The 20,303-nt window shown below is 67.8% G+C and carries 20 protein-coding genes; 10 read left to right on the top strand and 10 right to left on the bottom strand.

What is annotated here, in order from left to right; genetic code table 11:
- The 4 genes from ubiM to ABE483_RS14135 all read right to left on the bottom strand — a co-directional run bounded on the left by ubiM (position 1) and on the right by ABE483_RS14135 (position 3,420).
- The gene (ubiM, locus tag ABE483_RS14120; RefSeq protein ID WP_313217693.1) at positions 1 to 1,173 is read right to left on the bottom strand and encodes a 5-demethoxyubiquinol-8 5-hydroxylase UbiM; all 1,173 of its coding nucleotides are present in this window, start codon (positions 1,171 to 1,173) and stop codon (positions 1 to 3) included.
- Between the two features lie 89 nt (positions 1,174 to 1,262).
- Positions 1,263 to 1,652 (bottom strand): MAPEG family protein, encoded by a 390-nt coding sequence (locus tag ABE483_RS14125; RefSeq protein ID WP_313210793.1) that lies wholly within the window; start codon positions 1,650 to 1,652, stop codon positions 1,263 to 1,265.
- Between the two features lie 18 nt (positions 1,653 to 1,670).
- Complete coding sequence (locus ABE483_RS14130; RefSeq protein ID WP_313217691.1) at positions 1,671 to 2,216, bottom strand: DUF4019 domain-containing protein; 546 nt, start codon at positions 2,214 to 2,216, stop codon at positions 1,671 to 1,673.
- Positions 2,217 to 2,277: 61 nt separating this feature from the next.
- The gene (locus ABE483_RS14135) at positions 2,278 to 3,420 is read right to left on the bottom strand and encodes a hypothetical protein (protein ID WP_346466592.1); all 1,143 of its coding nucleotides are present in this window, start codon (positions 3,418 to 3,420) and stop codon (positions 2,278 to 2,280) included.
- A 176-nt stretch (positions 3,421 to 3,596) separates the two neighbouring features.
- Between ABE483_RS14135 and ABE483_RS14140 the strand changes: the two genes are divergently transcribed.
- From ABE483_RS14140 to ABE483_RS14150, 3 genes are all read left to right on the top strand, one after another.
- Entirely contained in the window at positions 3,597 to 5,063 is a 1,467-nt protein-coding gene (locus tag ABE483_RS14140; protein WP_313210787.1) for an AlkA N-terminal domain-containing protein, read from the top strand.
- Complete coding sequence (locus tag ABE483_RS14145) at positions 5,060 to 5,551, top strand: methylated-DNA--[protein]-cysteine S-methyltransferase (RefSeq protein ID WP_313210785.1); 492 nt, start codon at positions 5,060 to 5,062, stop codon at positions 5,549 to 5,551. Before ABE483_RS14140 ends, ABE483_RS14145 begins: the two co-directional genes overlap by 4 nt.
- Positions 5,552 to 5,626: 75 nt before the next feature.
- A complete protein-coding gene (locus tag ABE483_RS14150; RefSeq protein WP_346481895.1) occupies positions 5,627 to 6,889 on the top strand; it encodes an ectonucleotide pyrophosphatase/phosphodiesterase in 1,263 nt (420 codons plus the stop codon).
- Positions 6,890 to 6,970: 81 nt separating this feature from the next.
- On the opposite strand, the gene ABE483_RS14155 is transcribed toward ABE483_RS14150, so the two are convergent.
- Together ABE483_RS14155 and ABE483_RS14160 are read right to left on the bottom strand one after the other, a co-directional pair.
- Positions 6,971 to 7,153, bottom strand: a complete 183-nt coding sequence (locus ABE483_RS14155; protein ID WP_019184443.1) for a 30S ribosomal protein THX — start codon at positions 7,151 to 7,153, stop codon at positions 6,971 to 6,973.
- 118 nt (positions 7,154 to 7,271) lie between these two features.
- On the bottom strand, positions 7,272 to 7,685 hold the full coding sequence (locus tag ABE483_RS14160; protein ID WP_121041406.1) for a MerC domain-containing protein: 414 nt from the start codon (positions 7,683 to 7,685) through the stop codon (positions 7,272 to 7,274).
- A 157-nt stretch (positions 7,686 to 7,842) separates the two neighbouring features.
- On the opposite strand from ABE483_RS14160, the gene ABE483_RS14165 reads away from it, so the two are divergent.
- The 6 genes from ABE483_RS14165 (at position 7,843) to ABE483_RS14190 (ending at position 15,367) form a co-directional block, all read left to right on the top strand.
- Positions 7,843 to 10,038 carry a TonB-dependent receptor gene (locus ABE483_RS14165; RefSeq protein ID WP_346481896.1) on the top strand — a complete coding sequence of 732 codons (2,196 nt, stop codon included), beginning with the start codon at positions 7,843 to 7,845 and terminating at the stop codon, positions 10,036 to 10,038.
- 114 nt (positions 10,039 to 10,152) lie between these two features.
- Positions 10,153 to 10,587 (top strand): MarR family winged helix-turn-helix transcriptional regulator, encoded by a 435-nt coding sequence (locus tag ABE483_RS14170; RefSeq protein WP_313217685.1) that lies wholly within the window; start codon positions 10,153 to 10,155, stop codon positions 10,585 to 10,587.
- Positions 10,584 to 11,825: an MFS transporter gene (locus ABE483_RS14175; protein ID WP_346481897.1), complete on the top strand. Its 1,242-nt coding sequence runs from the start codon at positions 10,584 to 10,586 to the stop codon at positions 11,823 to 11,825. The genes ABE483_RS14170 and ABE483_RS14175 overlap by 4 nt, the downstream gene beginning before the upstream one ends.
- A 100-nt stretch (positions 11,826 to 11,925) precedes the next feature.
- The gene (locus ABE483_RS14180; protein ID WP_313210773.1) at positions 11,926 to 12,492 is read left to right on the top strand and encodes a TetR/AcrR family transcriptional regulator; all 567 of its coding nucleotides are present in this window, start codon (positions 11,926 to 11,928) and stop codon (positions 12,490 to 12,492) included.
- Positions 12,489 to 14,174 carry an MFS transporter gene (locus tag ABE483_RS14185; protein WP_313217681.1) on the top strand — a complete coding sequence of 562 codons (1,686 nt, stop codon included), beginning with the start codon at positions 12,489 to 12,491 and terminating at the stop codon, positions 14,172 to 14,174. Before ABE483_RS14180 ends, ABE483_RS14185 begins: the two co-directional genes overlap by 4 nt.
- Positions 14,175 to 14,182: 8 nt before the next feature.
- Positions 14,183 to 15,367 carry an HlyD family secretion protein gene (locus tag ABE483_RS14190; protein WP_313217679.1) on the top strand — a complete coding sequence of 395 codons (1,185 nt, stop codon included), beginning with the start codon at positions 14,183 to 14,185 and terminating at the stop codon, positions 15,365 to 15,367.
- Positions 15,368 to 15,432: 65 nt separating this feature from the next.
- Here the strand turns inward: ABE483_RS14190 and ABE483_RS14195 are convergent, their stop codons facing one another.
- Together ABE483_RS14195 and gltX are read right to left on the bottom strand one after the other, a co-directional pair.
- A complete protein-coding gene (locus ABE483_RS14195) occupies positions 15,433 to 15,918 on the bottom strand; it encodes a Fur family transcriptional regulator (protein ID WP_346481898.1) in 486 nt (161 codons plus the stop codon).
- Positions 15,919 to 15,934: 16 nt separating this feature from the next.
- A complete protein-coding gene (gene gltX, locus ABE483_RS14200) occupies positions 15,935 to 17,338 on the bottom strand; it encodes a glutamate--tRNA ligase (RefSeq protein WP_346481899.1) in 1,404 nt (467 codons plus the stop codon).
- A gap of 138 nt (positions 17,339 to 17,476) precedes the next feature.
- Here gltX and ABE483_RS14205 point away from each other — a divergent pair, with 138 nt between their 5' ends.
- Positions 17,477 to 18,175, top strand: coding sequence for a hypothetical protein (locus ABE483_RS14205; RefSeq protein ID WP_346481900.1), 699 nt, complete (start codon positions 17,477 to 17,479; stop codon positions 18,173 to 18,175).
- Positions 18,176 to 18,183: 8 nt separating this feature from the next.
- Here the strand turns inward: ABE483_RS14205 and ABE483_RS14210 are convergent, their stop codons facing one another.
- Together ABE483_RS14210 and ABE483_RS14215 are read right to left on the bottom strand one after the other, a co-directional pair.
- Positions 18,184 to 19,770 (bottom strand): M20/M25/M40 family metallo-hydrolase, encoded by a 1,587-nt coding sequence (locus tag ABE483_RS14210; RefSeq protein ID WP_346481910.1) that lies wholly within the window; start codon positions 19,768 to 19,770, stop codon positions 18,184 to 18,186.
- Positions 19,771 to 19,870: 100 nt separating this feature from the next.
- Positions 19,871 to 20,302, bottom strand: a complete 432-nt coding sequence (locus tag ABE483_RS14215) for a hypothetical protein (RefSeq protein WP_346481901.1) — start codon at positions 20,300 to 20,302, stop codon at positions 19,871 to 19,873.
- Position 20,303 lies beyond the last annotated feature (1 nt).

Consider the following 20,303-nt stretch of genomic DNA (forward strand, 5'->3'; position numbering starts at 1 on the left):
TCACCTACCGGTGAGGTGGGCCGCGATCAGCTGGCGGAACGGGGCCACCCCGTGCGCCAGCCGCAGTCCGGCCCGGCGCAGCAGCCGCGCCGGCAGACGGTCATCGGTGTACAGCGAAGCGATCGCATTGGTCGCCTCGTAAAGCGGCCGCGAGGCCAGCCGGTGCCCGCGCTCGTAAGCGGCCAGCCCGGCGGGTGCGGCGATGTCGCGTCCCTGCCCGGCGGCCTTGCGCAGGCGCCCGGCCAGGCGATGCTGGCTCTGCAACCCCAGATTGAAGCCATGCGCGGTGACCGGATGCATGCCGACAGCGGCATCGCCGATCAACGCACAGCGATCGCCGGCGAACGCGTTGGCATACACCCCCACGAGGGGATAGGCCACCGGCGTGGCCACCGGCCGCATCGCGCCCAGCCGATGCTCGAAAAAGCCACTGAGGCTGCGGCCGAAATCGGCCTCGTCCTGGGCCATCAAGGCCGCGATCTGCCGCGGCGGCAGCGTGATGACGGCCGAGGCCTGGTCGCCATTGAGCGGCAGCAGGGCCATGGTGCGGCCATAGCCGAACCACTCCCAGGCGGTGTGCTGGTGCGGCACCTCGATCTGCATGCGGCAGACCAGCATCGATTTGCCGAAGTCACGCAGCTGCGCGCCGATCCCCAGCAGGCGGCGGGTGGAGGAGAAGCGGCTGTCGGCAGCCACCACCAGCCGCGCGGCCAGCTGGCGGCCATCGGCCAGGGTCACCACGCTGTGGGCCGGACCCGGGCTCACGGCCGTGACGCTGGCCTGGTCCAGGATCTCCAGACCGGCCTGGCCCTGCACGCTCTGCCAGGCGGCGCGGCGGATCAGATGGTTGGGCACCAGCCAACCGAGGTCGTCACCGGTGCGCTGGTCCGCGGCGAAGGTCAGCGCGAACGGCGATCCGCCGTCCATCACCTTGGCATCGCGCAGTGGGGAAATCTCGGCGGGATCCAGCTGCGCCCACAGGCCCAGCGATACCAGGATCTGGCGGGAGGCATGGGTCAGCGCGATTTCGCGGCCGTCGAACGCGGCCTGCGCCAACGCGGCACGCGGCTGCTGTTCGATCAGGGTGACGCTCAGGCCGGTATCGGCCAGCGCGCGCGCGAAGCACAGCCCGGTCGGGCCGGCGCCCACCACCACCACATCCACTGACTGCATGATCCCATCCTGCCGTTACGTGTCCATCGCAGCTTAACGCCGCAGCGCCGGCGCCGTCCTTGATCTGGATCAGGCGCGCCAGCGCGGGTTCACAGCAGCGCCCACAGCAGCATCACGATGCCCAGCAGCGATACCAGCCACACCAGGCTGCGCACATACGGCACGCCGGCGGCGTACAGCGGCAGATAGATCAGTCGTGCCCAGAAGTACAGTTGCACGGCCACGGCCGTCATCCCGTCCTGGCGCTGGGTCAGCACCACCGCCAGCACCGCCGCGGCGAAGAAGGGGAAGGTTTCCATGAAGTTGCTCTGCGCCCGCTGCAGGCGGCCAGCCAGCGGACTCGGCGCCGGCATCGGCTGATCGCGCGCCGACGCATTCCAGCCGATCCCGCGCTCACGGGTGATCAGGGTGGAAGGCGCAAACACGTGCACGAGGCCGAGCAGCATCGACCACACCAGCATCTGGATCTCGATACTCATCTGTGCAGGCTCCGGCAATCAGGGGGTGGCGGCACGCACGCTGTAACCGGCCAGTCGCCAGATGCGGTCTTCATCGAACCGGAAGGAGACCAGTTCGCGCACCGGTTGGGCACTGTTGGCAAAGCGCGTGGGGAAGCTGACGTTGATGTACAGGCCCTCCGGGACGGTCGCGCCGGCGGCGTACTTGACCCGGGTGACCACTGGCTGGCCGCGCGAGGCCAGCGCGCCAAGGCGCTGACGATCGGCGGTGAGCTGGCTGACGAAGGCCTGCTCGGTGACCGATTTCTTCGCCACGGCGGAGGCGCCTTTCCAGGCCTCGCCCGCACGGTTGGCATCGATCAGATGGGCGACCTGCAGTGCGGCCGCGCTCATCTCCGCATCCTGCTTCTGTACCTGCGCCTGCTGCGCCGGGCTCAATGCCGGGCGTGCCGAAGGAGCGGCGGCCGGCGCGGCAGCGGGCGCGGGGCGCGCCGGAGCCGGTGCAGGCGTGGCCGGCGGCGGAGGCGTCTGGGCCAGCGCGGCGAAAGGCAGCAGAGCGGACAACAGCAGCAGCGGAACACGCATCAGGACACCGTTGGCTGGAAGGAACTGCCTGCCAGTCTACGGGATGGACGTGAGTCCTCCGTCAGTTGCGCTCGGCCGCCTCGGGCGGTGCGGGGCGAGCATCGCCGAGGGTCTGCTCCACCGTCTCCGGCCGACCCGGTGCCGTCGTGTCCGGCAGCAGCGTGGAGACATCGATCTCCGACAGCGGGCTCTCGTCCGGGCAGGTCTCATCCGGGAAGCCGAAGCGCTGCTTCAGTGCCTGGCCACAGCTGTTGACGGCCTCCAGTTCACTGCCTTCGCGCTTGCACTCCTGATCGAAAGCGACCAGGAAGGCATCCTTGCGGCGGACAAACGCATCGCCGCATTTGCGCATCTGCTTGATCCGTTCCAGGTCATCCTGCACCGCGTTGGTGCCATCCAGCCCGAACTGACGCAGCTCCTCGGCGGTGAGCAGGCGCAGGCTGCGGTTGGGCACCGTCATCATCAGGTCGGCCACGCCCACGGCCACGCCGTTGCGCTGCAGGTAATCCTTGACGTTGTCGTAGACCTCATGGAGTTCGCGGTTGAGCTCGGCGCGCGAGGTCGCCTTGGAGCTGATCCGCATCATCCGGTGGATGCCCACCTTGCCCGATACCAACCGGTTGTCGCCGGCGGCCAGCACGAACACGCAGGCGCTGTGGCAGACCGAGCCTTCGCGCACCCAGATCGTCCAGTTGGATTCGCCGATGCGATCCCCCGCCACGATGGCGGCTTCGACCTGGCCACCACTCGAATCCAGATCCAGAATGCGGCGGGAAATACGCTGGGCATCGGCGACCACGGCCAGCCGCGCGACCAGCTCGGAGAAACCGGGATTGATCTTGCCCACATAGCGCACGCGCAGCAGGCCACGTTCGGCGCACGGCTGCAGGGCGGCATCGATACTGGGCCTGTCCAATGCCTCCAGCGGCGCACCATCGCCCGCGTCGCCGGCATAGTCGGTATCGCAGCTGATCCACGCCTTGCCGTTTTCCAGGGCTGCTTCCGGCCAGCTCAGGTCACCGCGCTTGGGCGCGGGCGGCGGTGGTGGCGGCGCATCGGCGGCGTTGATCGAGACCATGTGGTCGCCATCGGCGGTCTGTGCCCGCACGGCCTTGTCGGCGGCAGTGACATTGCCCGGGTTTTCCAGCTGGCTGCAACCGGCCAGACCCAGGCACAACAACGGCAACCACCACGACTTGAGCAACATGGACAACCCGGAATCCTTGCGAGGGGGAATGCGCGGCAAAACCAGCGCAGATGCACAGTCTAGTGCGCGACCGGCGCGGCGCGGCAACCTGTCCTGAACCGGGCGACCCGGGGCTGGCATTGGCGTCCGAAAATGGCGAGCCAGCGCTGCTCACCGGGCATAGACTGGCCCCCATGGAGACCGCCCTGCCCCTGGACCACGCCGCCTGCGAAAGCGCCCGCCTTGCCCGCGATGCGCGCTTTGACGGGGTGTTCTTCACTGCCGTGCGCAGTACCGGCATCTACTGCCGACCGGTCTGCCCGGCACCGGCGCCGAAGCCGTCCAACGTCACTTACTACCCCACGGCTGCCGCCGCCGCAGCGGCCGGGTTCCGCCCCTGCCTGCGCTGCCGCCCCGAGTTGGCCCCCGAGGCGCAGGACGCACTCAACAATGAAACGCTGCAGCGCGCGCTCGCCCTGATTCACGATGGCTATCTGCAGGACCAGCCGGTGGCCGATCTGGCCACGCATGTCGGCTTGAGCGCCCGCCAGCTGCAGCGCCTGTTCGTGGCCCGGCTCGGTGCGGCGCCGGCGCAGATCCACGCGACCCGCCGGCTGTTGTTGGCCAAGCAACTGCTCACCGAAACTGCATTGCCGGTCACCGATGTCGCGATGGCCTCGGGCTACAACAGCCTGCGCCGTTTCAACGCAGCCTTTGTGGACGGCTGCGGCATGCCCCCGACCGCGATCCGCCGCCAGCGCGGTGCGCTGACCGAGGGCGCGCTGACCCTGCGCCTGGGCTACCGTCCGCCACTGGATTTCACCGCGATGCTCGGTTTCCTGCGCCGCCGTGCGATTCCCGGCATCGAGCAGATCGACACGGACAGCTACCAGCGCGTGATCGGGCCGCCCGAGCGCCCCTCACTGCTGCGCGTGACCGCCGATCCACGGCGCCCGGAGCTGTTGCTGCACCTGGGCCAGATCGATCCGCGTGCGATTCCGGGCATCGTGCGCCGCGTACGCCGCATCTTCGATCTCGATGCCGACCTGCGCATGGTGCACGCCACGCTCGCGCAGGAACCATTGCTGGCGACGGGTATCGCACAACGCCCCGGGCTGCGCGTACCCGGCGGCTGGGATGGGTTTGAAGTGGCCGTGCGCGCCGTGCTCGGCCAACAGGTCAGCGTGGCGGCCGCCGCCACACTGGCGCGCAGGGTGGTGGATCGCTTCGGCGCCACCCTCGAAGGCATGCCGGCAGGACTGGACCGCCAGTTCCCCTCGCCGGAAGCGCTGGCCCAGGCACCGCTGGAAACCATCGGGCTGCCGCGCACCCGCGCGGCCACCGTACGTGCGGTTGCGCAGGCGGTGGTCGATGGCCGGCTCGATTTCCGTGCCGGCCAGTCGCTGGCCGGCTTCGTGGCGCGCTGCGTCGCCTTGCCCGGCATCGGCCCATGGACCGCGCATTACATGGCACTGCGTGCGCTGGCACTGCCCGATGCGTTCCCGGCCGGCGATCTGGTGCTGCAGCAGGTGCTCGGTGGTGATACGCGACTGAGCGAACGCGCCACCGAGGCCCGCTCGCAGCCGTGGCGACCGTGGCGTGCCTACGCCGTTCTGCATCTGTGGCATCTGGCCACACCGTCTTCGGGAGTTACCTCATGACCCTGCTCTACGACACCTTCGACAGCCCGATCGGCGCGCTCACCGTGGCCGGTGACAGCCAGGGCATCCACCACATCCTGTTCGAGAACAACCGTTACGACGCGAAGGGGCGCGAGCACTGGCAGCGCGATGCCCATGCGTTGCGCGGTGCACGTGGGCAACTGCTGGAGTACCTGCGCGGTGAGCGCGTGCGCTTCGATCTCCCGCTTGCCCCTCACGGCACGCCGTTCCAGCTGCGGGTGTGGAAGGCGCTGGCCGATATTCCGTTCGGCCAGACCTGGAGTTACGTGGCACTGGCGCGGCACATCAACCACCCCACCGCCAGCCGCGCGGTCGGTGCCGCCAATGGCCGCAATCCACTGCCGATCGTGCTGCCCTGCCACCGCGTGATCGGCAGCAGTGGTGCGCTCACCGGATTCGGCGGCGGCCTGGAAACCAAGGCTGCCCTGCTGCAACTGGAAGCACGGCGCGATTCGCTGTTCGCGTAACAGGGCATGCGCCGTGGGGTGGCGTATGCCATCGGTTGTCTTCGACGCGTCACCGCCACGCACTATCATGTCGTCATGATTTCCGTCCGCCTTCCACTGGCGCTTGCCGCCGCTCTCTCGCTGGCCGCCTGCGCCACCGCACCGTCTTCCCCGCCTGTCGCGTCTGCGGCGACCGTCGCCCGGAGCGTCCCGGCGCAGCAGCAGAAGCTGCTGCTGATCTCCATCGACGGCCTGCGCGCGGACATGCTCGACCGCGGCATTACCCCGAACATCAGTCGGCTCGTCCACGAGGGCGTGCGGGCGCAATGGATGACGCCCTCCTATCCCGCGCTGACGTTCCCCAACCACTACACGATCGTGACCGGCCTGCGGCCCAACCATCACGGCATCATCCACAACAGCATGCACGAGGATGCACTGGGTAGATTCCAGCTGCACGTGCGCGAATCGGTGGCCGATTCCCGCTGGTGGGGCGGTGAGCCGATCTGGGTGGGTGCGGAAAAGGCTGGCGTGCGCACGGCCGTGTGGTCCTGGCCGGGGAGTGAGGCGGCGATCCAGGGCATCCGCCCCAGCCAGATGCATGGCTACGATGAGACCGTGACCCTGCCCGATCGCGTGGATCAGGTACTGGGCTGGCTGGACCAGCACGGCCCGCAGGCGCCGCGACTGGTGACGCTGTACATGGAGCAGGTCGACAAGGCCGGCCACAATCACGGCCCGGAATCGCACGAGTACGCCGCCGCGGTGGCCCTGGCCGACGGCGCGGTCGGTCGCCTGCTGGACGGTCTGCAGGCACGCGGTCTGGCCGAGGCCACCAACGTGATCCTGGTCTCCGACCACGGGATGGCCGGCGTGCCGGACGGCCAGGTGGTGGCCACCGAAGACATGATCGATCCCGCCATTGCCGAGGACATCTCGGTCGGCCAGTCGATCGGGTTCGCCCCGTTGCCAGGCAAGCAGGCGCAGGCCGAGCAGATCCTGCTGGGCGCGCATGCCCAGTACGACTGCTGGACGCGCCAGACCCTGCCGGCGCGCTGGAAGTACGGCAGCAACCCGCGCATCCCACCGATCGTCTGCCAGATGCACGAAGGCTGGGATGCGTTGACCCGCGAGCGCATCGCCAAACGCGGGCCGGGCGATCGCGGCTCCCACGGGTATGACAATGCGCTGCCGTCCATGCGCGCGGTGTTCGCGGCGCGTGGCCCGGCGTTCAAACAGGGGCAGACCCTTCCCCCGTTCGACAACGTAGATGTTTACCCGCTGCTGACCCGCCTGCTGGGGATTCCAGCGGCGCCCAATGATGGCGACGCCGAGCGACTGCTGCCTGCCCTGCGCTGAGCGCGCATCGGCTTCAGTCGGAACGCAGGCAAAAAAAAACGCGGCGCAAGCGCCGCGTTTTTCATGACCCGCCTGGCTGGATCAGCCGGCCTTGGCCACCGCTTTCTTGGCAACGGCCTTCTTGGCCGGCGCCTTCGTCACGGTCTTCTTGGCAACCGGCGCAGCTGCGCCCACGGCCGCCTTGCTCACGACGTGCGAACGCGAATTGCCGTAGCTGGCATTGAAGCGCTTGCCCTTGGCGGTCTTGCGGTCACCCTTACCCATGTCGTAACTCCTTAGTCTGAATGCTGCGAAATCTGATTACCCCGTACTGACACGGGTTCGGCGGGGCCGCCCTCTCAGGCGCCCCCGCGCACGATCGGAAAGCCTACCATGCGCGCTCTCAATGAGCACAGCTGGCGTCATGGACGTGGCCGTGGTTCAGGCGCAGATTCACCAGATGGGCCACGCCAACCAGCACGCCGCCCAGGGTCATCACCACCGCATGCGGCACCGCCGAGTGGTGCAGCGGGCCGTACAACAGGCCCGCCCACAACGCGGTCAGGCCCGGGATCAGGAAGCCCAGCGCGCGCAGCGCGCCATGCCGGCGCCAGCCCCAGACCAGGCTGAACAGGCCCAGCAGGGTGACGAAACTCACCAGCGCCAGCTCAACGCCGTCACTCATCCAGACCGACAGGCCCAGCGATGGCGCAGCGGCCAGCAGCACCGGGAGCACAGCGCAATGCACGGCGCACAGCAGCGAGCCGGTGGCACCGAAACGATCCAGCAGATGGCGAACACGAGCGAACAGGGGCATGACTTCCAGCAGGGTCGGCGAAGCGTTATGGAATAATATAACATCAATCCTGACGCGCACCCTTGCCTCCCCCTGACTTCCCTTCCCCCGTCCCGTTACGGGATTCGCGCGCCCCACCATTGATATATTGTAACAATTGACCGAAGGCCCCTGCCCTATGCGCTCCAGCTCCCTCCTGCTCAAACACCACACCCTGTCGCTGGCCCTTGCCGCCGCGATGCTGCCCTCGCTGGCCATGGCCGCCGAGGATGCCGGCAACCACCGCGACCGCCACCTGACCGAACTCTCCACCGTGAAGGTCACCGCCTCGCCGCTGCAGGGCGATGCCGAATCGCTGGCCCGCCCGGTTGATGTGCTGGCCGGTGAGCGCCTGGACGAGCAGAAGGCCGGCACCCTCGGCGACACCGTGGCCAAGCTGCCCGGCGTGCAGAGCACCTTCTTCGGCCCCGGGGTCGGCCGCCCGATCATCCGTGGGCAGGAAGGTCCGCGCGTGGCGGTGCTGTCCAACGGCATGGGCAACATGGACGCCTCCACGGTGAGCGCCGACCATGCCACCAGCATCGAGCCGTTCCTGGCCGATCAGATCGAGGTCCTGAAGGGCCCGGCGACCCTGCTGTTCGGCAGCGGCGCGATCGGCGGCGCGGTCAACGTGGTCGACGGCCGCATCGCCCGCGAACTGCCGGACCGTCCGCTCAGCGGCCGCGCAGAGTTGCGCGGCAATTCGGTCAACGACGAGCGCAGCGGCATGTTCCGCCTGGACGGTGTCAGCGGCAACGTCGTGCTGCATGTGGACGGCCTGGTCCGCAACGGCGATGACTACCGCATTCCCGGCTACGCGGTGATCGATGGCCTGGAAGATCACAGCGGCCACGACCATGAGGAAGGCGACACCGACGAACCACGCCGCGGCCGTCTGGACAACAGTTCGGTCCGCACCCGCGCCGGCGGCGTCGGTGCCACCTGGCTGGGCGATGACGGCTACTTCGGTGTGTCCGCCAGCACCTACCGCACCAACTACGGCATTCCCAACGGCGCGCACGTGCATGCCGACGACGACCATGATCATGACCACGATCACGACCATGGCGATGAGGAAGAAGGTGACGAGCATGACGTCCGCATCGACATGGCGCAGAACCGCTTCGAAGCCAAGGGCGGCATCTACCAGCCGACCTCGTTCCTGAAGAACATCACCCTGCGTACCGCCTACACAGACTACGAGCACACCGAACTCGAAGCCGGCACGCCGGCCACGCGCTTCACCAACCGCGGCATCGAAGGCCGCCTGGAAGCCGTGCAGGAACAGATCGGCGGCTGGGACGGCGCGTTCGGCCTGCAGTTCGGCAACAGCGACTTCGGCGCCAAGGGCGAAGAAGCTTTCGTGCCGGATACCGCGACGAAGAACATCGGCCTGTTCGTGCTGCAGGAAAAGCAGTTCGGCGCGTTCAAGCTGGAGCTCGGCGGCCGCCATGACCAGGTGAAGCTGGACCCGACCGGTGATTACCGCGCCCGCACGTTCGACGCCACCAATCTCTCCGCCGCCGGCATCTGGACCCTCAACGACGCCGTCGACCTGCGCTTCGGCATCGACAGCTCCGAGCGCGCCCCGACCAACGAAGAGCTCTACGCCGCCGGCGCGCACATCGCCACCCGCTCGCTGGAAATCGGCGATGCGAACCTGAAGACCGAACGCGGCCAGCGCGTCGAACTGGGCATCCACACCCACAGCGACCGTGTCGACTTCTCCGCCTCCATCTACCAGACCAAGTTCAAGGACTTCATCTACCTGGCCGACACCGGCGTGGTCGAATCGCTGCCGGTCCGCCTGTGGACGCAGCAGGACGCCACCTTCAAGGGGGCTGAAGCCGAAGCGCTGTTCCATCTCTTCGAAGGCAACACTGGCGATTGGGACCTGCGCGTGTTCGGCGACTACGTCAAAGCAGAACTGGATGGCAGCGGCAGCCGCAGCGTCGACATCGCCGTGCCGCACGGTGATCACAACCACAACTACACCGTGGATCTGGCCAACACCGGCTACCTCCCGCGCATCGCCCCGGGCCGTGTCGGCGCGGACCTGCGCTGGGCCAAGGATGGCTGGCGCGCCTCGGTCGGTGCCGTGCGCTACAGCAGCCAGAAGGACGTCGCCCAGAATGAAGAGCCGAGCAACGGCTACACCCTGGTCGATGCCCACTTCGCCTACCGTTGGGACCGTACCGACAGCAACAGCTACGAAGTCTTCCTGGACGGCAGCAACCTGACCAACCGCGAGGTCCGTCCGCACACCTCCCTGCTGCGCGACTACTCCCCGCTGCCGGGCCGCGGCGTGGCATTCGGGATCCGCGCTTACTTCTGATCGATTCACTGGGTGGTTGCTTGACCCGAGGGGGCCGAAAGGCCCCCTTTTTTGGTGCTTGACCAACTACGTGCATATGCACGTATCATCCAGCACCCACCCCGGCGCACGCCCATGGACCCGCTGACCCAGAGCCCCTGTACCTGCTTCCGCCTGCGCCGCGCCGCACGCCGGCTCTCGCAGATCTATGACGCCCACCTCGCCCCCGCCGGACTCAGCCTCAACGCGTACTCCATCCTGCGTCGCGCCCCCACACCGCGCCAGCTGGGCGACCTGGCCGAGGCGCTTGGCATGGACCGCACCACGCTCACCCGCAACCTCAAGCCCCTGCTCAGCGCCGGCTGGCTCGAACAACGCCGCGGTGATGATGCCCGGCAACGCCTGATCGTCATCACCGCTGCCGGCAAGGCCTGCCTTCGCCGCGCGCGTCCCCTGTGGCAACAGGCGCAACACGACGTGGAAACCACCTTCGGGCCCACTCCGACCGCCCGGCTCAACGCCCTGCTCGACCAACTCGACCACGCCCTGCCCACCGGAGCCGACGCATGAGCACGTCAACCCCTGCGACCCGCGCACCCTCCATGCATTGGGGCCTGCTGGTCGCGGCCTCCGCCATCCTCATGGTCACCATGGGCGTGCGCCAGACTTCCGGCCTCTACGTCGACCCCATCCACCGCGGCACCGGCGTCAGCATCGTCGAAATCAGCTTTGCACTGGCCATCGGCCAGTTCGTCTGGGGCGCGGTGCAACCCGTGTTCGGGGCCGTCGCCGACCAGCGCGGCGCATTGCCTGTGCTCATCTTCGGTGCCCTGCTGCTGGCGGCCGGGCTGCTGCTGGCGCCGCTGCTGACCAGCCCGCTGGGCATGACCTTCACCCTCGGCCTGCTGATGGCCGCCGGTGCCGGCGCCGGTAGCTTCTCGGTCCTGATCGGCGCCACCGCCCATCGCCTGCCAGCGGAAAAGCGGTCGTTCGCCGCCGGCCTCATCAATGCCGGCGGCTCGCTGGGCCAGTTCGTGTTCGCGCCGCTGGTCCAATGGATCATCGGCACCGCCGGCTGGGCACGGTCCATGATCACCATGGCGGTGATCACCCTGCTCTCGGTGCCCTTGGCCTGGCCGCTGCGACGTCGCGCGGGCGACCATGCGCCCACCGCCGGCGCCACCGATGAAGGCGGGCTGCGCGCGCAGTTGCGCGTCGCGGTGCGCGATCGCAGCTACTGGTATCTCCATCTGGGCTTCTTCACCTGTGGTCTGCACATCGCCTTCCTGGTCACCCATCTCCCCGGCGAGATCGCGCTGTGTGGCCTCTCGCCCACCGTCGCCTCATCCTCCATCGCGCTGATCGGGCTGTTCAACGTCGCCGGCAGCCTGATCGTCGGCGCCCTCGGCCAGCGCTACCGCATGAAGTACCTGCTGTTCTGGATGTACGCCAGCCGCGCCGTGATGATCGGGGTCTACCTCGTTGCGCCGCCCACCCCACTCACCTTCTACGTCTTCTCCGCCGCGCTCGGCTTCACCTGGTTGGCGACCGTTCCGCCCACCGCCGGCCTGGTCGGCAAGCTGTTCGGCCCGCGCTACCTCGGCACCCTGTTCGGCCTGACCCTGCTCTCGCACCAGTTGGGCGGTTTCTTTGGTGCATGGCTCGGCGGCCTGGCGCTGGCGCACACCGGCAACTACCTGTGGATGTGGTACGCCGACATGGGCCTGGCCGTGCTCGCCGCGTTGATCAATCTACCCATCCGCGAAGCCCGCATGGGCGGCTGTCACGGCGTGCCCGCGCCGCGCTGAGCTCACCCGCCCTCGACATTGCCCAGCGCGCGCCAACCCGCGCGTGCCAAAACCGACGCCCCCCCTTCCGCGCCGGACAGTTGTGTCCGATGATGCGCGCATGCCTACCCAACGTGCCGACGCGGCCGCCCGCCGTGCCCAGATCCTCGACGCTGCCGATGCCGTGTTCGGCCAACACGGCGTGACCGCCCCGTTGGACCTGGTGGTCGAGCGTGCCCAGGTCGGCCGGGCCACGCTGTACCGCAACTTCCCTGACCGTGCCGCCCTGGTGGAGGCGCTGCTGCAGCGCACCGTCAACCGCATCGCGCGCCAGGTGCAGACCCTCGGCGACCGCGACGATGCACTGTTCGAAGTGCTGGAAGGGATGGCGAACCGGATCGTGCAGTCGCCGGCATTATCGGACTACTGGCGCGCGGTGGATCCGGATCAGATCCCGATCCGGGCCGCGCGCGAAACGATCTTCGAACTGCTGCGCGAACCGATTGCCCGTGCGGTGGCCGCAGGTCTGTGCCGCCCCGATCTGGAAACGACGGACATTTCACTTATCTCAGGCATGCTGGGAGCCGCGCTGCGTGGCAAGACGCGTGACGAACGCGCCCGGCTGGCCACGCGCGCCCTGCAATTGCTGCGTGGCGGATTGCGGGGGCCTGCCGACGGGGAGGGATGATGCCGCAGTACCTCAAGCCGGTTCCGGACTGGGAGGAGCACGAAAAACCGACCCTGCCGGGCTCGGCTTCGATGCCGTGGCATCCGCCGCACCGCCGCCTCGCCTATGCGCTGGTGGCGCTGCTGGTCGGGATCACCGGCGGCCTGGGCAATGCGCTGGTCAGTGCCAACCTGCCGTTCCTGCAGGGCCAGCTCGGGCTCACCCCGGCGCAGGGCAGCTGGCTGGTGGCCGCGTATGCCATGGTCAACGTCACCGCCAACCTGCTCGCCTTCAAGTTCCGCCAGCAATACGGCATCCGCCTGTTCGCCGAGATCGGGCTGGGCCTGTATGCCGCGCTGGCGGTACTGCATCTGTTCGTCGGCACCTTCGAAACCACCGTGCTGATGCGCGCGGCCAGCGGCTTCGCCGGTGCGGCCTGCAGCACCTTGGGCACGCTGTACATGCTGCAATCGCTGCCGCGCAAATACACCGGCAATCTGCTGGTGATCGGCGTGGGCATCTCACAGCTTGCGGTGCCGATCGCGTGGCTGGTCTCGCCCGGCCTGGTGGACACCGGGCAGTGGCACAACCTGTATCTGTTCGAGGCCGGGCTGGCACTGTGCGCGTTCGCCGCCGTGGTGGTGCTCAAGCTCCCGCCGGGGGCACAGATCAAGGCGTTTGAACCGCTCGACTTCCTCACCTTCGCGCTGCTCGCTCCCGCCGTCGGCCTGCTGGTTGTCGTGCTGGCGCAGGGCTACACCCGCTGGTGGCTGGATACGCCGTGGCTGGGCTGGGCACTGGTCGCCTCGATCGCGCTGTCCACCACCGCCTTCATCATCGAGCACTACCGCCGCAACCCGTTGCTGCAGACGCGCTGGCTGGCCAGCCTGCCGGTGATGCACTTCATCATCGGTGCGTTCCTGATCCGCTTCCTGACCACCGAGCAGTCCTATGGCGTGGTCGGCCTGATGCGCACGCTCGGCATGGGCCCGGACCAGATGCGCCCGTTGTTCGCGGTGATCCTGGCCGGCGTGATCACCGGCATGGCCGCCAGCTCGCTCACCTTCGGCCCGAAGCGACTCATACCGCAGTTGTTGATGGCCATCCTGCTGCTGGGCAGCGCGGCCCTGCTCGACCAGAGCCGTACCAGCCTGGATCGCCCGCACGACTTCTTCGCCAGCCAGTTCCTGGCGTCCGTCGGCGCCGGCATGTTCATGGGGCCGCTGATCATGCTTGGCATCACCCAGGCGTTGAAGCAGGGCGTGGACCACATGATCACCTTCCTGGTCACGCTCTCCATCACCCAGACCCTGGGTGGCCTGGCCGGCTCGGCCGTGCTGGGCACCTACCAGCTGCACCGCGAGCAGGTGTATTCCGGTGCGCTAGTCAGCCAACTGGATCCGGCCGACAACGTGGTTGCCCAGCGCTTGAAACAGCAACAGCAGCTCTACGCCAGGCTGATCACCGACCCGGTGCAGCGCAGCGCGCAGGGCACCGCGCAACTGGCGCAGATCACCCGCCGCGAAGCCAACGTGCGCGCGTTCAATGACGTGTTCGCGCTCAGCGGCCGCGTCGCGCTGGTCTTCCTTGGCTGGTTGCTGCTGCTGGCGGTGCGCACCGCCGTGCTCAAGCAATGGCGCAAACGCCACGCGCCGACACCTCCCCTTTCCGCGCCGACGCCTGGCAGCGTCGCGCCCCGATGAGCCCGCCCATGTCGACCCAACCCCCGCACGACGATACCGCCCCGGAGAACGTCAACCCACCGCCGCCGACCGATGCTGCGCCCGCCCCTGCGCCGCCGCCCGCGGCGGCCCCCTCGGGCGTGCCCAAGTACCTCAAGCCGAGCCTGCGTGCTGTGATCATCATGATCGTGATCGCCCTGATCGGCATCGCGCTGATCCTGCGCGCCTGGTCACTGTGGCCGTTCGAGACGTCCCGGGTGACCACCGACAACGCCTACGTGCGCGGCCAGATCACCGTGCTCGCGCCGCAGGTCAACGGCTATGTGACCGAGGTGCTGGTCAAGGACTTCCAGCACGTCAAACAAGGCGAGCCGCTGCTGCGCATCGACGACCGCATCTACCGCGAGAAAGTCGTCCAGGCCGAAGCCGATCTGGACAGCGCCAAGGCCGCGCTGGCCAACTCCGATCAATCCCAGGCACAGAACCGCGCGCAGATCCAGGCCGCGCAGGCCAACCTGTCTGCCGGCCAGGCCGAGCTCTCGCGCTCGCGTACCGAACTCAAGCGCTACGAAGAACTCGCCGACCAGCAACTGGTCGCCCTCAACGACCGTGACAAGTTCCGCACCACCACGCAATCGGCGCAGGCCAGCGTGCTGCAGTCGCAGGCCCAGATCCGCATCGCCGAGGAAACCCTGACCTCCACCCAGGTTGCCCGCAAAGGCCTGGAAGCCCGCGTCGAGACGGCCCAGGCCCAGCTGGAACTGGCGAAGATCGATCTCGCCAACACGGTGATCCAGGCGCCGCGCGACGGTCAGGTCAGCGAAGCCTCGGTGCGCCTGGGCCAATACGTCACCGCCGGCTCGCAGCTGCTGTTCCTGGTGCCCGATGCCTTGTGGGTGGTCGCCAATTTCAAGGAAGGCCAGACCTGGAAGATGCGCATCGGCCAACCGGCCACCTTCTCCGTGGATGCCTTCGATGGCCAGAAGCTGCACGGCCACATCGAACAGATCGCCCCGGCCACCGGCTCGGAGTTCAGTGTCCTGCGTCCGGACAACGCCAGCGGCAACTTCACCAAGGTCGTCCAGCGCCTGCCGATCCGCATTTCCATCGACCCCGATCAGCCGCTGGCACCGCGCCTGCGTCCGGGCATGTCGGTGATCGTCAAAGTGGATACCGCTGCGGAAGGGCGCGAGCCGACCGATGCGACGCCGTGAAACGAAAACGCCGCGCAGATGCGCGGCTTTTCAACATCAACAGCGTACCGACCAACGGTCGGTACCTACCCCGCACAGCGCGCGCACAGGCCATGCACTTCCAGCGTCTGCGCCTGCGGCTGGAAACCGAGCTCCTTCGCCCGCTTCTCCAGCTGGCTGACAATCTCCTTGTCCTCCAGCTCCACCGCATTGTGGCAACTGTTGCAGATCAGGAACGGCACCGAATGCTGCGCACTGCTCGGATGGTGGCACGCCACGAACGCATTCACCGATTCCAGCTTGTGCACGAAGCCATTGGCCATCAGGAAATCCAGCGCCCGGTACACCGTCGGCGGGGCGTCGGCACCGACGCCCTTGCCGTTGCGCACCCACTCCAGCAATTCGTACGCCTTCACCGGCTTGCCGGCCTCGGCAATCAGGCGCAGTACGTTCGCGCGGATCGGCGTCAGCCGCAGCCCGCGTTCCGAGCACACGCGCTCGACCACCTTCACGAAGTCGGAGGCGTCGTGAACGTGATGGTGCGGAGCGGTACAAGCGGTTTTTGCGGACATGCGCGGTCTCCTGTGGTCAGGCCGTCGGTACTTTAGTGAGTGCGACCTCGATGCGTTTCAAGGCCTCTTCACGCCCGGCCAGGAACACCGTCTGTGAAATGTCCGGGCTGACCTGGGTGCCGGTGATGGCCACGCGCAGCGGCTGGGCCACCTTGCCCATGCCGATCTCAAGCGCCGTCGCCACGTCATGCAGTGCCGCCGAAACGCTCTCCACCGTCCACTCCCCGGCCGCGACCAACAGCTCGCGGGCCTTGCCCAGCGCCAGTTCCGCGCCCGGCTTGAAGTGCTTGGCCACCGCGGCCTCGTCGTATTCGGTCAGCGGCTGATACCAGACCACCGCCTTCTCGGCCATTTCCTTCAGCGTCTGCACGCGGTCGCGCAGTGCGACCACCACGTCGGCCGGCGCCGGACCGGCGTTCAGGTCCAGGCCCAGCTTGTTCAGCTGGTAGACCAGGTGCGGAGCGATGTCGGCCGGTTGTTCGGTCTTCAGGAAGTGCTGGTTGACCCAGCCCAGCTTGGCCATGTCCAGGCGCGCGGCCTTGGAATTGCAGTTGGTCACATCGAACAGATCGATCAGTTCCTGGCGGCTGAACAGCTCCTGGTCGCCATGCGACCAGCCCAGGCGGGCCAGGTAGCTGAGCAGTGCGTCCGGCAGGTAGCCGGCGTCCTTGTACTGCATCACGTCGGCCGCACCGGTGCGCTTGGACAGCTTCGCGCCCTGCTCGTCCAGGATCATCGGCATATGGCCGAACTTCGGCACGGGGGCGCCGATGCCCTCGTACAGATTGATCTGGCGCGGGGTGTTGTTGATGTGGTCGTCGCCGCGGATGACCTCGCTGATGCGCATGTCCCAATCGTCCACCACCACCGCGAAGTTGTAGGTGGGGAAACCGTCCGGGCGGAAGATGACCATGTCGTCAAGCTCGCTGTTGGCGATCTCGATGCGGCCCTTGATCAGGTCGTCGAACACCACCGTGCCCTCGAGCGGATTCTTGAAGCGGATCACGCGGTTCGGGTCGTCCTTGTACGGCAGGCCCAGCTCACGCGCGGCGCCGTTGTAACGCGGCTTTTCCTGCTTGGCCATGGCGGCCTCGCGCATCGCGTCCAGCTCTTCCCTGGTCTCGTAGGCGTAGTAGGCCTTGCCATCGGCGACCAGCTGCTCGGCCACTTCCAGATAGCGGGCCACGCGCTGGGTCTGGTAGATCGGGCCTTCGTCATAGCCCAGGCCCAGCCACTCCATCGCCTCCAGGATCGCGTCGATCGCGCCCTGGGTGCTGCGCTCGCGGTCGGTGTCTTCGATGCGCAGCACGAATTCGCCGCCACGGTGACGGGCCTCCAGCCAGCAGTACAGCGCCGTGCGGGCGCCACCAATGTGCAGGTAGCCGGTGGGACTGGGGGCAAAACGGGTGCGGCAGGTCATGGAGGGCTCAGGGCGGGAAACGGAATCCCGGCAATTTTACCTGTCCGGGCCGGACCCTGCCTAAATCGGAGAATCCCTACTGTCTGCTGCGTGCGAGCGTGGTCTGATGACGGAATCCCCGCTTTCCTCAGGCATGCCATGATAGCGTCGCGCTTTGCCCCTCCCGGACCGCCTCGCCCGCTGGCTGGCGCGATCACCGCCGTAGTGGTGCTCGCCGCGCTGAGCGGCTGTTCGGCACCCGGCACGGGCGGTAACGAGCTGCCCGCGCAGCACCAGGCACGTCCATCGGCCCAGGTGGCCCAGGTGGCCCAGGCTTCGCCCCTCCGGCCAGCTCCGCCGGCCGTGACTACTGCAGCGACCGGCGCGCAACCGGACGGTCTGGTCACCCGACCTCATCCGGCGACCGGGCATCTGGACGCGGCGCTGGGCTTGAACGAGGCGCTGAGCTCGGATCGGCTCTGGGGACTGCTCAATGATTCCGCCGCGTTTGAGCAGACCATGGCAGCGCTGGACCGGGCCTACGCTGCCGATGCGGATGCGCAGGACGTGCGCAGCAGCTATGAGCACGCGCTGCAGCAACGCTTGGGCACAGAGTCGGATGCACCGAAACTGAGCCGCTTGGAATGCAGCATCTCCCATTGCCTGGGCGAGATCACCGGCACGCTGGAAAATCCGTCCGCACTGTTCGGTGAGCCACGTGATGCCGCGGGCCGCCAGTTGCCGGTCAATGCGGCGATGGTGACCAGCATTCTGCCCACAGACGGCGCACCAGACGGCTCCCGCCTGGTCTTCTCGCTCGATCCCACGCCCCGCACCGGGCCGTCGCCGGCCCGGTAACCCGCTCCTCAGGGCGTCAGCAACGGCTTGCGCGGCAGCTTTTCATCGCGCATCGCCGCGTTGTAGACGAACGAGGCCACGATGGCGGCGGCCTGCTTCAGGTCCTCCGGCTCGGCGTGGTCCCAGGTGTCCAGGTTGCTGTGGTGGACGTTGGTGAAGTAGTCCAGGCGGTCCTGAATGAACTGGAACCCGGGCAGGCCAACGCGATCGAACGCGATGTGGTCGGTGCTGCCGGTGTTGCGGGTGGCCACGGTGGTCGCGCCCACGTCATGGAACGGGGCCAGCCACGCTTCGAAGATCGGCACCGCGGCCAGGTTCTCCTGCGCGTAGATGCCGCGGAAGCGGCCCGAGCCGTTGTCCATGTTGAAGTACGCCGAGAACTTGTCGTAATCGCGCTGGCGCTGCAGGGCGCCGGTGGGTTCACGCATCGAGGCCGGCAGCTTGAGCTGCGCCGGGTCGGTCGGCTCGGGGTAGCGCGCGAAGTGCTTGGACACGTAATCCTGGGAGCCGATCAGGCCCTGCTCTTCGCCACTCCACAGCGCCACGCGGATCGTGCGCTTGGGCTTGGCGCCGACCGCCTTGAGGATGCGCATGGCTTCCATCATCACCGCCACGCCGGCAGCGTTGTCGGCTGCACCGGTGCCGGTGTGCCAGGAATCCATGTGCGCGCCGAGCATCACGATCTCATCGGCCTTGCCGCTGCCGCGGATCTCGGCCAGCGTGTTGTAGCCCGGCTGGTCCTGCGTATCGGTGAAACGGGCCTCGACATTCACGCGCAGCTTGACCGCCTGCTTCTGGTCGACCGCCCGCACCAGCTGGTTGTAGTGCTCGGCCATCATCGCCAGCTCGGGCACGCCGACCGGTTCGCCCGCCTTGCGTGAGCCACCGCCACCGACGCGGATGATGCCGTTGTCCCAGCCGCTGATGCTGATCGTGGCCAGCACGCCCTGCTCGGCGAAGAAGGCGTTGGTGGCACGGGTCAGTTCCTGCTTCTCCAGGAACTCCTTGGCCTTCTTGGCACGGTCGGCCTTGGCATCGGCGACGTCCTTGGGCACCGCGAACACCTGCAGCTCGGCCAGGCCGGCGTCATCGTGGCGGTGCGAATCGGACTTGGTGGCCCGTTCGTAGTCGCGTGCATCATTGAGCAGCAGGATCTTGCCGGCGATCTTGCCCTTGTACTGATCCAGATCGGCGAGCTTCTTGATCTCGACCTTGATCACCTCGCCCTCGACCGGGCCGTTGGTGCCCGGGGTCCAGGCCTTCGGCAGCGCATACAGCGGCGCCACGCGCGGGCTCAGCAGTTCCACGCTGGCGTTGCTGAACTCCCAGCCGCGGCCGAACGCATCGAAAGCCTCGTCATGGACGTTGACCAGGCCCCACTCGTTGAACTTGCTGCGGGTCCAGGTATTGGCCTCGCCCATCGCGGGCGAATTGGTCAGGCGCGGGCCGATCTGCTCGGTCAGATGGCTGAAGGTCGCCATCACCTGCGACCGGTGGAAGGCTTCCTGGCGGATGCGGCTGACCATGTCCAGGTCCACCGTTTCCTTCGTCTGTGCATCGGCGACGCCACTCAATGCCAATGCCACGCTCAACATGCCCCACTTGAACACGATTACCCCCGCCTCTCGGCCAGACCACGAACAATCCCCGAGTCTATCGGGCGTGGTCCCGGTGCCCCCGGGCCAAGAGTCATGGTCACGCCATCCAGCCGTACCAGAGCTGGCCACGGGCAGGCAGTACCAGCAACCAGCGGCTGCGGTCTTCCGAGGCGCTGGCGTAGACCGCCGCATGCACCGGCCAGTCCGCGGGCAACCCGCGGATGCCCACCTCACGCAACGCCTGTGCACCCTCACGCCACGGCCGATAGTCGCCACACCAGTGCGGCAGCGGCAGGCGTCCGCGCGCCTGCCGTGCCTGTTCCAGAAAGCGTAGCCCCTGCACGGTGATCGCCTCGCAGGTAGCCGGGGCCAAGCCGAAACGCAGCAGCCCCGGCGCTGCCGGCGTACCGGGCAGCGCCCTCAGCGGTGACGGCCATCCCGAGGCCTCGCCCTCCAGCAGCGAAGCCACCTCCAGCCGGGCGGGCAGCGCCCGGCGCACTCGTTCCTGCAGACAGCGGCGCAAGCTCATG

Source organism: Stenotrophomonas sp. TWI602 (assembly GCF_039674045.1).
Taxonomy (GTDB): Bacteria; Pseudomonadota; Gammaproteobacteria; order Xanthomonadales; family Xanthomonadaceae; genus Stenotrophomonas.